Origin of the sequence: Mesorhizobium cantuariense, assembly GCF_042647205.1 — a bacterium.
Classification (GTDB): domain Bacteria; phylum Pseudomonadota; class Alphaproteobacteria; order Rhizobiales; family Rhizobiaceae; genus Mesorhizobium; species Mesorhizobium cantuariense.
On the sequence record NZ_JBHRVD010000001.1, the window covers coordinates 2,303,791 to 2,316,875 of the forward strand.

Here is a 13,085-nt window from a genome sequence, read left to right on the forward strand (position 1 = left end):
AACCGGCGGAACGCCTCAGGCCGCGACCCTGATGGCCGGCGCGGCCTTCTTCACCGGAATGCGCACCGATACGATCGTGCCGGCACCTTCGGTCGAACGGATCTTCAGCGCGCCGCCCTGCAGCTCAGCCAGCGAGCGCGAGATGGCGAGGCCGAGGCCGGACCCGGCGTGGCTCTTGGAGAACTGGTTCTGCACCTGTTCGAAGGGCCGCCCGAGCTTGCCCAGCGCATCCTTGGGGATGCCGCAGCCATTGTCCTCGATCGTCAGCACGAGCGCGCCGGATGTGTTGCGGGCCCTGACCGATATGTGGCCGCCCTGGCCGGTGAATTTCACCGCATTGGACAAAAGGTTGATGACGATCTGCTTGATCGCGCGGCGATCGGCGACCAGCGTCAGCGCATCGGCGATGCGCGTTTCCACGGTGATGGCCTTTTGCGCCGCTTGCAGCGAGACGACGCGAACCGTTTCGCTGATCAGCGGGCCGAGGTCGATCTCTTCCCGGTCCAGCGAGAACTGGCCGGCCTCGATCTTGGACATGTCGAGAATGTCGTTGATGACGCCCAGCAGATATTTGCCGCTGCTGTTGATGTCGGTGGCATATTCCTCATAGCGCTCCGATCCGAGCGGACCGAATAGGCCTTGTTCCATCAGTTCGGAGAAGCCGATGATGGCGTTCAGCGGCGTGCGCAATTCATGCGACATGTTGGCCAGGAACTCGGATTTGGCCCGGTTCGCCGCTTCGGCCCGTTCGGTCTCCTTCATGTATTTGCGGTTGAGATCGACCAGTTCGCGCGAGCGCTCCTCTTCCGCCCGGCGGGCGAGGCTGAGATCATGGATCGTCGCCATCAGCCGGCGCTCGCTGTCGACCAGCTTCTCCTGGTGCAGCTTGATCTGGGTGATGTCGGAACCCACCGAGACGATGCCGCCGTCCCGGGTCGTCAGTTCATTGACCTGCAGCCAGCGGCCATCGGCCAGCTGGCGCTCGAAAGTGGCGCCGCCTTGCAGTCCGCTGGTGTTGGCAAGCCGCCGTTCGGAAGCAAAGGCCAGCATGCGTTCTTCCAATGCCGCACGCGTGACACCCGGCATCACGTCGCGGTCCGAAAGCCCGTTGTCCTGCTGGTATTTGGAATTGCACATGATCAGGCGCTGCGCCGAATCCCACAGCACGAAGGATTCGTTGATGTTCTCGATCGCCGTTCTGAGGCGAAGGTCGGCCGCCTCGGAACGCAGCGCCAGATGACGCTGTTCGGTGACATCGACGGCGATCCCGATCAACTGGATCTCCGGGGCTTCCGGATCGATGACTTGTGCCCGCGCGCGCATCCAGATCCATTGACCGTCGGAATGCCGCATCCGGAACACTTGGTCGATATGGTCGATCTCGCGTGCGACAATTCTGTTGGCGAGCTCGAACAGGTCGCCGTCCTCGGGATGGATGATCTGATCGACCTCGCCGAAGGACAGCATCGTGTCGCAGGGTTTGTAGCCGAGCATGTCGTACATCGAGCGCGACCAGTACATCTTGCCGCGCACCATGTCCCAGTCCCACAGGCCGCAGCGGCCGCGAACCAGGGCCATGTCGATGCGCTGATGCGCCTCGAGGTAGATGCGGTCAGCCGCCTGCGCTCGTGCCGCCTGGCCGAAATAGGCATAGAGGATGATGATCAGCACGCCGGCCGTCAGCACGAACAGGGTGACGTTCAGCGAGACAGTCTTGCGCCAGGCATCGAAAACCGCGTCCTGCGGCACCAGCGCCGCCGACGCACCCTTTCGGCCATTTGCCAGGCTGACCGCGGCATACCAGTCCCGTCCGTCGATGTTGACGTCCATGACGCCGGCGCGATCGCCGAACATGAACAATGGTTGGCCGCCCTCGACGAGGCCGTCGAGCGAATGGCCTTGCCATGGCATCGAGCGCGGTGTCACCGCGACGATCTTGAAAGCACTGTCGGTGATGACGAGCACATGGCTGCGGCCCATCGCGCCCTGACGGCTGGTGGTCTCCAGAAGATCCTGGATGGCGCCGGGCACCGTATCCGAGGTGGTGGCGAGCGAACTGGCCAGCTGGCCCGCCGCCAGCGTCAGGATCGCCTTGGCATTGCGCTCGACATCGTCGCGCTCGTTCATCAGCGACAGCACGCGCAGCGCCGCGATGACGATCAGGAAGGTGATGATCAGGGCCGGTATCGATCGGCGCAGCAGCGGCTCGGCGGCCAGAAGCCGCCGGTAGGCCGGTTCGGCGATGAGCCGCGTATTCCCGGCAAGGCCGTCGCTGCGCGTCTCGCGATGCGCAAAAGCCGTCCCTCCGGGCGCGCCCCACGCGTCCGCCTTCGCCATAAATGGCACTCCCCGAATTTGCCTATGCTGCTTGGTGATCCGGCAAACGCCGCACATCCGAATCGTCAGTAAAGAATCAAAGGTGATTCGCCTTGTCCAGTGGTCCGGCGAAAAAAGATTAAAAATCGACTAAAATAACGCCGAAACTGCCTTATCCCTCCCCCTTGAGGGGAGGGTGGACAGCCGCCGAAGGCGGATGGACGGGTGGGTCATTGCGGCAGTGCTCGACTTGAGGAGGGAACTCACGCCAGAGTGCGCTCGACAATATCCCGCAAATCCGCTGACAGGTTTTCGGCGCCGGCGATCGAAAGCAGCGCTTCCCTGGCCTTGGCCTGCCGCAAAGGTTCAAGCGAACGCCACGATCTGAGCGCCGTCGCCAGCCTTGCCGCCACCTGTGGGTTGCGTTTTTCGACCTCGAGCACAGTCTGAGCAAAGAACCAGTAGCCTTCGCCGTCAGCCCGATGGAAGCCGGTCTGGTTGGCACTGGAGAAGGTGCCGATCAACGAGCGCACCCGGTTCGGATTGCCCATCGAGAAGGCCGGGTGGCTGGTCAGGGCCCGCACTGTGTCGACGGTCTGCGGCCCCGGAACGCTGGCCTGGATCTGGAACCATTTGTCCATGACCAGCGGGTCGGACCCATAGATCGTCTCGAAAGCCGCCAGCGCCTTGATCGCCTCGGGCGAACCGTGATGACGATGCGCAAGCACGGCAAGCGCGGCTGCGCGGTCGGTCATGTTGGTCGCCGACTGGAAATGCCCGGCGGCGAGTGCCGCTCCGCCCGGCTGCAGCGCCAGACAATCCAGCAGCGTGTTGCGCAAGGCGCGTCGTCCGGCGCTCGCCGCGTCAGGGCTGAACGCGGCCTTGTCGGCAAGGCCGCCGTAGAGGCCCGAAAAAGCGTCCCGGTTCGCGGTGCCGATCGCCAGCGCCAGCGCCTCGCGAGCCGCATAGATGGCATCGGGGTCGATATTTCTGCCGATGTCGCGCGCAATGTCGGCTTCGCCTGGCAGTGCCAGCGCCAGCGCCCGATAGGCCGGCTCCAGCATCTCGTCGCCGGCAATGCTGCCGGCGAGCTCGGTCAGCCGCGCCGCAAAGGCCGGCTGCTTGCCGCCGAGGATCTCGCGGAAGGCGGCGATCAATGCATCGGTCAGCAATGTGTTGAAGGCCTGCCAGCGCGAGAAGGCGTCGCTGTCGTGGCGGGCGAGGAAGAACTGGTCGTCGGCCTTCTGCTCGACCGACAGTGTCACCGGCGCCGAAAAGCCGCGGTTGAGCGACACGGCCGGGCGCTCAGTCACGCCGGAAAACCGCACCACGTGGCGGCGCTTGCGGACATGGATGACGCCGTCCTCGACGCTGGCGCCCTCGACACCGCTATACTCCACGGGCTTGCCGCCGGCGCCGATCAGGCCGAAAGCGAGCGGGATGTGCATCAGTCGCTTGCGGCTTTCGGATGGCGTCGGCGGCACCGACTGCTCGATTTCGAGCGTGAATTCTTGCGCGGCCGGATTGTGCGTCGAACTGATCGTCAGGTTCGGCGTGCCTGCCTGATGGTACCAGAGCGCGAACTGCGACAGGTCGCGGCCGGACGCATCCTCGAACACCTTGATGAAATCCTCGATCGTCGCCGCGTCGCCGTCGTGCCGCTCGAAATAGAGGTCCATGCCGGCCCGAAAGACATCGGCCCCGAGAATTGTGCGGATCATCCGCACCACTTCGGAGCCCTTCTCGTAGACCGTCGCCGTGTAGAAATTGTTGATCTCGCGGTAGCGGCGCGGCCGCACCGGATGCGCCAGCGGACCCTGGTCCTCGGGAAACTGGTGGGCGCGCAAGGTGCGCACCTCGGCGATGCGCTTGACGGCGCGCGAGCGCTGATCGGCGGAGAATTCGTGGTCGCGGAAGACGGTCAGGCCTTCCTTCAGGCAGAGCTGGAACCAGTCGCGGCAAGTGATTCTGTTGCCTGTCCAATTGTGGAAATACTCATGCGCGATGATCGCCTCGATATTGGCGAAATCGGCGTCCGTCGCGGTCTCCCGGTCGGCCAGCACATATTTGTCGTTGAAGATGTTGAGGCCCTTGTTCTCCATCGCGCCCATGTTGAAGTCGGACACGGCGACGATGTTGAAGACGTCGAGATCGTATTCCCGGCCAAACGCCTCCTCGTCCCATTTCATCGATCGCTTCAGGGCGTCCATCGCGTAGCCGGCCAGCTTCTCCTTGCCGGGCTCGACATAGATGCCGAGCTCGACCGTGCGGCCCGACAGGGTGACGAAACTGTCGGCGAGCTGGCCGAGATTGCCGGCCACCAATGCGAACAGATAGGACGGCTTGGGAAAAGGATCGTGCCACATCGCGTAGTGCCAGCCGTCGCCGAGGTCGCCCTTGTCGACCGGGTTGCCGTTGGACAGGAGCAGCGGCGCCTCATCACGCAGGGCCTCTATCCGTACCGTGTAGACCGACAGGATGTCGGGTCGATCAAGGAAATAGGTGATGCGGCGGAAACCTTCGGCCTCGCATTGCGTGCAGTAGACATGGCTCGAGCGGTAGAGCCCCATCAGCGCTTCGTTGCCCGCCGGCGCCACCTCGGTCTCGATCAGCAACTGGAAGCGGCGTGCCGCCGGTGGCTTGAGAATGGTCAGCTGGTCAGGCGTCGCCAGCAGATCCGCCGGTTTTACCTTCTTGCCGTCGATCTCGATGCGCTTGAGCGTCAGCCCGTCGCCATCGAGCACCAAGGGTGCCGACACGGAGGCGCCGTCACGGCGCTCGACCGTGAGCACGGCGGTGACGCGCGTTGCGTCTGGCGATAGGCGGAAGGTGAGGTTGGTTTGCGGAATGAGGTAATCGTTGGGGCGATAGTCTTCGAGCTTGAAGACCTGGCCGGTGTCCGTGCGCATTCCGTGGGTTTTCCTGTCGATTGCCTTGGAGGCGGATTGTGTCCGCTGGTCCAAGAAATTTGAAGTCCGCGCTCTTTACACGAAACGGCCCCTCGACAAAACTGAGGCAATGCCTATTTCAGGCGTTCCTTCTCCCGTCATCATCACGAGGCATCCATGACCGTCGTCACACCGAAATTCGGCATGGGCGCATCTGTGCTGCGGCGCGAGGATGCCGCCTTCATCCAGGGGCAGGGCCGCTATACCGACGACATCCAGCCGGCTGGCGTCCTGCATGGCTATATCCTGCGCTCGCCGGTCGCCAAGGCCAGCTTCACCATCGGGTCGACCGAGGCGGCGAAGGCCGCACCTGGTGTGCATCTGGTGCTGACCGGCAAGGACCTTGCCCATCTCGGCGATCTCAAGTCCGGCGTCATGCAGGACCAGCCGGACGGCACCAAGGCGCCGACGCGCGACATTCCCATCCTGTGCCGCGACCGGGTCAACTATGTCGGCGATGCCGTTGCCTTCGTCGTCGCCGACAGCCGCGCCTTGGCGCAGGATGCCGCCGAACTGATCGACGTCGACTATGACAGCGAAGATGCGGCCTCCGGGACCGCAACGGCACTTGCCAAAGGCACGCCGCTGGTCTGGCCGGAGCTTGGTTCCAACCGCGCCTTCACCTACCACATGGGCGACAAGGCAAAGACCAAGGCTGCTTTCGCCAAGGCCGCCCATGTCAGCCGCATCGAATTCGTCAACAATCGGCTGGTCTGCAACTACATGGAGCCGCGCTCGGCGATCGGCGAGTGGAATGGTGAAGAGAACCGCTTCGTGCTGACCACGGGGTCGCAGGGCGTGCATTCCATGCAGTACATCCTGGCCGGTCTGTTCAAGATCAAGAAGAATCAGCTGCGCGTCATCACGCCGGATGTCGGCGGCGGTTTCGGACCGAAAAGTTTTGTCTACCGCGAGTATCCGCTGGTGCTGGAGGCGGCAAAGCGGCTTGGCCGTCCGGTCAAGTGGGCCGGCGACCGCACGGAGCACTTCCTGACCGACGCGCAAGGGCGCGACAATTTCGTGACGGCCGAGATGGCGCTGGACAAGGATGGCCGCTTCCTTGGCATGAAGGTGGACCTGCTCGCCAACATCGGCGCCTATATCTCGCAATACGGTCCGTTCATTCCCTATATCGGCGTCACCATGTCTACTGGTGTCTATGATATCCAGGCGCTTGATGTCTCGGTCACCGGCCTCTACACCAACACCTGCCCGGTCGATGCCTATCGCGGCGCCGGCCGGCCGGAAGCAGCGTTCCTGCTGGAAAAGCTGGTCGATGCCTGCGCCCACGATCTCGGCCTGCCGGTGGAGGAGATCCGCCGCCGCAACTTCATCCGGCCGGAGCAGTTTCCCTACCGAACGCAGACCGGCCGCCTCTACGACAATGGTGAATTCGAAGGCCATATGGAGCGCGCCATTGAACGGTCCGAATGGAAAGCGTTCCCAGCGCGGCTGGCGCGGTCGAAAGCTGGCGGAAAGATCCGCGGCCTCGGCATGGCGACCTATATCGAGGCCTGCGCCTTTCCGGGCTCCGAACCGGCCTTTGTCGAACTCAATGGCGACGGCACGGTGACGCTGAAGATCGGCACCCAGACCAACGGGCAGGGGCACGCCACCGCCTATGCGCAGTTCCTGTCGGAAAAGCTCAATCTCGACATCGACAAGATCCATGTCCGCCAGGGCGACACCGACGAATTGAAGGCCGGCGGCGGCACCGGCGGCTCACGCTCCATTCCGCTGGGGGGTGTATCAGCTTCCCGCGCGGGCGAGGATCTGGCCAACAAGATCAGGCGCATCGCCGCCGACGAGCTTGAAGCCTCTGCCGGCGACATCGAATTGTCTGATGGTGTTGCCCGTATCGTCGGCACCGATCGCACGATCGATTTTTCCGCCATCGCCAAGGCCGCCAAGACGCCCGATGATCTCAAAGGCTTCGGCGAGTTCGTGCAGGACGAGTGCACCTATCCGAATGGCACCCATATCTGCGAGGTCGAGATCGACCCCGACACCGGCGCGACCGAGATCGTCCGCTACACCATTGTCGATGATTTCGGCGTCACCGTGAACCCGATCCTGCTCGCCGGCCAGGTGCATGGCGGCGTCGTGCAAGGCATCGGCCAGGCGCTGATCGAGGACACCATCTATGGCGAGGACGGACAGCTGCTGACGGCCAGCTTCATGGACTATGCCATGCCGCGCGCCGACAATTTCCCGTTCTTCCATTTCGAGACCCGCAACGTGCCGTCGACCACCAATGCACTCGGCATCAAGGGGGCAGGCGAGGCTGGCACCATCGGCTCGACGCCGGCGGCACTCAACGCGGTGACCGACGCGCTCTGGCGCGCCTATGGCGTCAGGCACATCGACATGCCGGCAACGCCGGCGCGCATCTGGGCAACGATCCGGGAAGCTGTGGGAGCGTGAAAGCCAAGCCGGCTCCGGAAGCAGTTACAGCCAGTGAGCACGCCGGCGGGCACAACACACTCACCGGCATCATGCTCAAGATCATCTCGGTGGCGGTGTTCGTCGGGATGCAGACCTGCATCAAGGCGGCAGGTACCGTTCCGGCGGGCGAGATCGTCTTCTTCCGCTCCTTCTTCGCCATCTTCCCGATCATCGCGTTTCTGGCTTTCAAGGGAAAGCTCGGCACTGCCTTTTCGACCAAGCGTCCGCTCAACCACATCGCCCGCGGCGTTGTCGGCGTCTGCGCCATGGGGCTCGGCTTTTTCGCGCTGACCCGGCTGCCGTTGCCCGAAGCGATCACGCTGAACTATGCGCAGCCTTTGCTTGTGGTGGTGTTCAGCTCGATCTTCCTTGGCGAAGCCATCCGCGTCTATCGCTGGAGTGCGGTCGCGGTCGGACTGGTCGGCGTGTTGATCATCTCGTGGCCGGAATTGACGCTGTTGAGTTCCGACGAGGCGCTCGGCGATCAGGAGGTGCTTGGCGTCATCGCCGCTCTTGTCGCCGCGGCGATCTCGGCCGTTGCCATGCTTTTGGTGCGCAATCTCGTGCAAAGCGAACGCACCGCGACCATCGTGCTGTGGTTTTCGGTGACGGCGAGCGTCATGTCTTTGCTGTCGCTGCCGTTCGGCTGGCAGGCACTGACGCCGCTCCAGGCCGCTCTTCTGATTGCCGCCGGCTTCTGCGGCGGCCTCGGCCAAATCCTGATGACGGCGGCCTATCGCCATGCCGAGGCCTCGGTGGTGGCGCCGTTCGAATACACGTCGATGATCCTCGGTGTCGTCGTCGGCTATCTCGTCTTTGGCGACGTCGCCACGATTCACATGCTCGTCGGCGGCCTGATCGTCGTTGCCGCCGGGATATTCATCATCTGGCGCGAACGTCAGCTTGGCCTGGAGCGCACCCGCACGCGCAAGGCATCTTTGCCTGAAGGGTGACTACGACAGCTCAGCCCGCTCCTTCGCCAATCGCACCAGCACCGTCCTCGTCTGCTCGTCGGCCGGGAAAAACGATTCGATCGCCAGTTCCGACAGCGTCACGTCGAGCGGGGTGCCGAACACGGTGATGGTGCTGATGAACGACAGCACCTGATCGCCATGCGCCAGCCTGAGCGGGTGCACGATGGCATTCGGCTCGACCGGCGCCGGCCGGCTGCCTTTCAAACCGGACGGGTAGCTGCGCAGTTCGCGCTCCAGGTCGATCAGTACCGGGTCGCCGCTGGCATCGTTCTGGTGTTTCAGGCGCTCAAGGAGATGCGTCCGCCACTCCGCGAGATTGACGATGCGTGGTGCGACGCCGCCGGGATGCAGGCTGAGGCGCAGCACGTTGACCGGCGGCGTCAGCAGCGAAGCCTCGCTGACATCGGCGAGGAATGGTGCAATCGCGGCGTTGGCCGAAACCAGGTTCCAATGGCGGTCGACGGCAAGCGCCGGGAAAGGCTCGTGCCCCTTGAGCACGATTTCGACCGCCGCCATCGCCGGCGCCAATGTCGCGTCGCCAAGCGAGCGCTCGCCGAAGCTGGGGGCAAAGCCGGCGGCGAGCAGCAGCTGGTTGCGTTGCCTGAGCGGGATCGACAATTGCTCGGCCAGATGCAGCACCATGTCCCGCGAGGGCGCGGCGCGGCCGCTTTCGACGAAGCTCAGATGCCGCTGCGATATCTCGGCCTCCATGGCGAGGTCGAGTTGGCTCATGCGGCGGCGCGTACGCCATTCGCGAATGAGGCTGCCGGCGGAGGTTTGGGTAGATGTCATGGGGTAGGACTAAGCCGGAGGAAGGCGCATTTCAATTACCTGCGAGGTTATGGCTCTTCCCTAAGCCCACGCAGCTTCGCCTTCACCTCGAGAAAATCTCGCCACGCCAGCTTCTTGTGCGCAGGCGTCCGGAGCAAATAGGCCGGATGCAGCGTCGGCATGGCCGGAATGGCGATGCCGGACGCCGTCGTGTGGACGCGCCAGTTGCCGCGCAGCCGCAGGATGCCTTCCGAGGTGTTGAGCAAGGTCTTGGCCGACGGACCGCCGAGATTGATCAGCACCTTAGGATTGACCAGTTCGATCTGCCGCTCGATGAATGGCCGGCAAATCCCGGTTTCGTGCGGCGTCGGCGTGCGATTGCCCGGCGGCCGCCAGGGGATGACATTGGCGATATAGACTGAAGTGCGGTCGAGCCCGATCGCCGCCAGCATGCGGTCGAGCAGCCGGCCGGAGCGGCCGACGAAGGGCAGGCCCTCGATATCCTCGTCGCGGCCGGGCGCCTCGCCGACCAGCATGACGGCTGCTTCCGGGTTGCCGTCGGCGAACACCAGGCTCTTGGCAGTGGCCTTGAGATTGCAGCCGTCGAACGCCGCCATGTGCTGGCGAAGCTCGTCCAGCGTCACTGCAGTCGTCGCCAGCTGGCGGGCAAGTGCTGCTTGCGCCTCGTCGGGAACGGTGGCCGACGTTGGGCGCGCAACCGGCGGCGCACTTGATCTGTCACTTGGTTCGGGGCGAGACATATTCGTCGAACGTTGCGGTGCGGCTGTATCGCCCGAAGGCGCCACCGCGCGCTCCATGGGCTTTGGCGCAACCTCGGCGAATCGGTTCACCGGCTGGTCTTCAAGCGCCTCGTCGACGCCCACGCTGGCATAAAAGGCCAGCAGGTCGGCGATATCGGGTCTGTTGTCTGGGGAAGCGGCAGTCATGCCGGCACATTCGTCCGCGTGGCGGCAATTTGCAAGGCTGGCCGCTTCTCTACCCCGTTGGTATGCGCGGATCCTGCACCAGATAGAAGGTCCATCTGGGCGTGTAGTCGGTCATCAAAAATTCGAACCTGGCGGTTTTCAGCGGGTCGACCTTGCCGTTCCTGAACAGCAGCCGGTCATAGGGTTCGAAATCGCGATCGAAATCGGCAAAATTGCTCGACCAGATATTGTCGGGTGTCTTGTTGCGCTGGTCGAAGGAAAGCCCGTCGCCGAAAACGCTTGGCCGGTTCAGGATTTCCTGCAGCTCGAACTGGAATTCGATCCAGGCCTGGCCGCTGTGGTTGAGCACGTCGATGCGCATATACATGATGCCGTTGGCGAATTCGCCGGCCGCGCCAAAAGCCTGGATCGGCTTTGTCGTGCGGATGGTGAGCGTGACCGGCGTTGACGAATTCAGCTCTTCGGTGATGACCAGCGGATCGTCCTTCGTTCCGATGCCTGAAGCGCCGGTGATGCGGAAGCCGCCAAGCTCGTCTGAGAAGGAGTAGGCGCCCGCCGCCCAGACTTTCACTTCGTCCGCGGCGGCGTGACCCGGCGCAAGCACCAGAAGGGCCAAAAGGAGCGCCCGGAAGGCCTGGCCGGGCGGGAAAAGAACGCGCGTCGATGAAAAGCCGGCTGGCCCAGGAATGCGCATGGTGTGAAGTATGGCCGATAAGCAAGCCGTCGAACAATTAAAAACGCAAGCGCCGGCGGGAATGCCAGTCGAAAAGCGGCCGCCCAGCCTCGCAATGCGCGACTTTTTGGCCAAAACCGCATTGTCACGTATGCGCCGGTTTCCTGTCGCCAATTGATGCGCTATGCAGCGCAGGAGCCAGCAAGATGCCCGAATGGGATAAGCCAGTGCGGAGGGGTTGATGAGCGACATCGAACGCGAAAGCATGGAATTCGACGTGGTTATCGTCGGCGCCGGTCCGGCCGGCCTCGCCGCCGCTATCCGCCTCAAGCAGGTCAATCCCGAACTTTCGGTTGTCGTCCTGGAAAAGGGCGGCGAAGTCGGCGCCCATATCCTCTCCGGCGCTGTCGTCGATCCGATCGGCATCGACCGGCTCTTGCCGGGCTGGCGCGACGAGGAAGGCCATCCTTTCAAGACGCCGGTCACATCAGACCATTTCCTCGTCCTTGGCCCTGCAGGCTCGTTCCGTCTGCCCAACATCCTGATGCCGCCGCTGATGAACAATCACGGCAATTACATCGTCTCGCTCGGCAATGTCTGCCGCTGGCTGGCGACCAAGGCCGAGGCGCTTGGCGTTGAAATCTATCCGGGCTTTGCCGCGGCCGGCCTGCTCTACAATGAGGAAGGCGCCGTCACCGGCGTCGTCACCGGCGACATGGGCATCGAGAAAGATGGCACGCACGGCCCGGGTTTCGCGCCCGGCATGGCGCTGATGGGCAAATATGTGCTGATCGGCGAGGGCGCGCGCGGCTCGCTCGCCAAGCAATTGATCGCCAGATACAAGCTTTCCGATGGCCGCGAGCCCGGCAAATACGGCATCGGCCTCAAGGAGCTCTGGCAGGTCAAGCCGGAGAACCACCGGCCCGGCCTGGTCCAGCATTCCTTCGGCTGGCCGCTCGACATGAAGACCGGCGGCGGCTCCTTCCTCTACCATCTCGAGGACAATCAGGTGGCGGTCGGCTTCGTCCTCCACCTCAATTACAAGAACCCGTATCTGTCGCCGTTCGAGGAATTCCAGCGCTTCAAGACCCATCCGGCAATCAGCCGCACCTTCGAGGGCGCCAAGCGGCTGGGCTACGGCGCACGCGCCATCACCGAGGGCGGCTGGCAGTCGGTGCCGAAACTGTCCTTCCCCGGTGGTGCGCTAATGGGTTGCGCGGCGGGCTTCGTCAACGTGCCACGCATCAAGGGTTCGCACAACGCCGTGCTGTCCGGCATGCTGGCGGCCGAGCATGTCGCCGCGGCGATCGGTGCCGGTCGCGCCAATGACGAGCTTTCCTCCTACGAGGCGGCCTGGCGGGCGACCGACATCGGCAAGGACCTGAAGAGGGTGCGCAACGTCAAGCCGCTATGGTCGCGCTTCGGCACCATCGTCGGTGTCGGTCTCGGCGGCCTCGACATGTGGCTGAACACGCTGTTCGGTGTCTCGCCCTTCGGCACGCTGAAGCATGGCAAGGCCGACTATGCAACGCTCGAGCCTGCCAGCCAGCACAAGAAGATCGCCTATCCGAAGCCCGATGGCGTGCTGACCTTCGACCGGTTGTCCTCGGTGTTCCTGTCCAACACCAACCACGAGGAAAATGAGCCGGTCCATCTGCTCGTCGGCGACATGGAGTTGCAGAAACGATCCGAGCACGATGTCTTCGCCGGACCCTCGACACGCTACTGTCCGGCTGGTGTCTACGAGTGGGTCGACAAGGACGGCAATGCCGCCGCCGATCCCGCGGCCAAGGACGTGCGCTTCGTCATCAACGCGCAGAACTGCGTCCACTGCAAGACATGCGACATCAAGGATCCGAACCAGAACATCAACTGGGTGCCGCCACAAGGCGGCGAAGGCCCGGTCTACCAGGGTATGTAAGCCACGCGCCGACCGGGCCGTCTCGGCCGTCGCGAGCAAAATGGCGGCCATGGCCCTGGTCGCCGGGGCATGTGACATATTAGAACTGTT

Annotated in this window: 9 protein-coding genes; 4 read left to right on the forward strand and 5 right to left on the reverse strand. The window is 63.6% G+C overall.

Translation table 11 applies throughout. The features are described from left to right. Positions 1-15: 15 nt before the first annotated feature. Together ACFOJ9_RS10600 and pepN are read right to left on the reverse strand one after the other, a co-directional pair. Positions 16-2,337, reverse strand: coding sequence for a PAS domain-containing sensor histidine kinase (locus ACFOJ9_RS10600; protein ID WP_378978830.1), 2,322 nt, complete (start codon positions 2,335-2,337; stop codon positions 16-18). A 242-nt stretch (positions 2,338-2,579) separates the two neighbouring features. Beyond that, on the reverse strand, positions 2,580-5,225 hold the full coding sequence (gene pepN, locus ACFOJ9_RS10605; protein ID WP_378978831.1) for an aminopeptidase N: 2,646 nt from the start codon (positions 5,223-5,225) through the stop codon (positions 2,580-2,582). A gap of 156 nt (positions 5,226-5,381) precedes the next feature. Here pepN and ACFOJ9_RS10610 point away from each other — a divergent pair, with 156 nt between their 5' ends. Next, entirely contained in the window at positions 5,382-7,688 is a 2,307-nt protein-coding gene (locus tag ACFOJ9_RS10610; RefSeq protein WP_378978832.1) for a xanthine dehydrogenase family protein molybdopterin-binding subunit, read from the forward strand. 71 nt (positions 7,689-7,759) lie between these two features. Continuing rightward, positions 7,760-8,662: a DMT family transporter gene (locus ACFOJ9_RS10615; protein WP_378987704.1), complete on the forward strand. Its 903-nt coding sequence runs from the start codon at positions 7,760-7,762 to the stop codon at positions 8,660-8,662. Here the strand turns inward: ACFOJ9_RS10615 and ACFOJ9_RS10620 are convergent, their stop codons facing one another. Genes ACFOJ9_RS10620 through ACFOJ9_RS10630 form a run of 3 tightly spaced genes read right to left on the reverse strand, consistent with a single transcriptional unit; the run spans position 8,663 to position 11,095 of the window. Beyond that, on the reverse strand, positions 8,663-9,475 hold the full coding sequence (locus ACFOJ9_RS10620; protein ID WP_378978833.1) for a helix-turn-helix domain-containing protein: 813 nt from the start codon (positions 9,473-9,475) through the stop codon (positions 8,663-8,665). 47 nt (positions 9,476-9,522) lie between these two features. Beyond that, positions 9,523-10,401: a uracil-DNA glycosylase gene (locus ACFOJ9_RS10625; RefSeq protein ID WP_378978834.1), complete on the reverse strand. Its 879-nt coding sequence runs from the start codon at positions 10,399-10,401 to the stop codon at positions 9,523-9,525. Positions 10,402-10,450: 49 nt separating this feature from the next. After that, positions 10,451-11,095, reverse strand: a complete 645-nt coding sequence (locus ACFOJ9_RS10630; protein WP_378978835.1) for a hypothetical protein — start codon at positions 11,093-11,095, stop codon at positions 10,451-10,453. A gap of 10 nt (positions 11,096-11,105) precedes the next feature. On the opposite strand from ACFOJ9_RS10630, the gene ACFOJ9_RS10635 reads away from it, so the two are divergent. Next, a complete protein-coding gene (locus tag ACFOJ9_RS10635) occupies positions 11,106-11,252 on the forward strand; it encodes a hypothetical protein (RefSeq protein WP_378978836.1) in 147 nt (48 codons plus the stop codon). Positions 11,253-11,315: 63 nt separating this feature from the next. Beyond that, positions 11,316-12,995 (forward strand): electron transfer flavoprotein-ubiquinone oxidoreductase, encoded by a 1,680-nt coding sequence (locus ACFOJ9_RS10640; protein ID WP_378978837.1) that lies wholly within the window; start codon positions 11,316-11,318, stop codon positions 12,993-12,995. The last annotated feature ends 90 nt before the right edge of the window (positions 12,996-13,085 follow it).

What these genes read in the sequence shown, in the direction of transcription:
- ACFOJ9_RS10620 (WP_378978833.1), bottom strand. Translation starts at nt 9,475, where the DNA reads ATGACATCTACCCAAACCTCCGCCGGCAGCCTCATTCGCGAATGGCGT.
- ACFOJ9_RS10630 (WP_378978835.1), bottom strand. Translation starts at nt 11,095, where the DNA reads ATGCGCATTCCTGGGCCAGCCGGCTTTTCATCGACGCGCGTTCTTTTC.
- ACFOJ9_RS10600 (WP_378978830.1), bottom strand. Translation starts at nt 2,337, where the DNA reads ATGGCGAAGGCGGACGCGTGGGGCGCGCCCGGAGGGACGGCTTTTGCG.
- ACFOJ9_RS10610 (WP_378978832.1), top strand. Translation starts at nt 5,382, where the DNA reads ATGACCGTCGTCACACCGAAATTCGGCATGGGCGCATCTGTGCTGCGG.
- pepN (WP_378978831.1), bottom strand. Translation starts at nt 5,225, where the DNA reads ATGCGCACGGACACCGGCCAGGTCTTCAAGCTCGAAGACTATCGCCCC.
- ACFOJ9_RS10615 (WP_378987704.1), top strand. Translation starts at nt 7,760, where the DNA reads ATGCTCAAGATCATCTCGGTGGCGGTGTTCGTCGGGATGCAGACCTGC.
- ACFOJ9_RS10635 (WP_378978836.1), top strand. Translation starts at nt 11,106, where the DNA reads ATGGCCGATAAGCAAGCCGTCGAACAATTAAAAACGCAAGCGCCGGCG.
- ACFOJ9_RS10625 (WP_378978834.1), bottom strand. Translation starts at nt 10,401, where the DNA reads ATGACTGCCGCTTCCCCAGACAACAGACCCGATATCGCCGACCTGCTG.
- ACFOJ9_RS10640 (WP_378978837.1), top strand. Translation starts at nt 11,316, where the DNA reads ATGAGCGACATCGAACGCGAAAGCATGGAATTCGACGTGGTTATCGTC.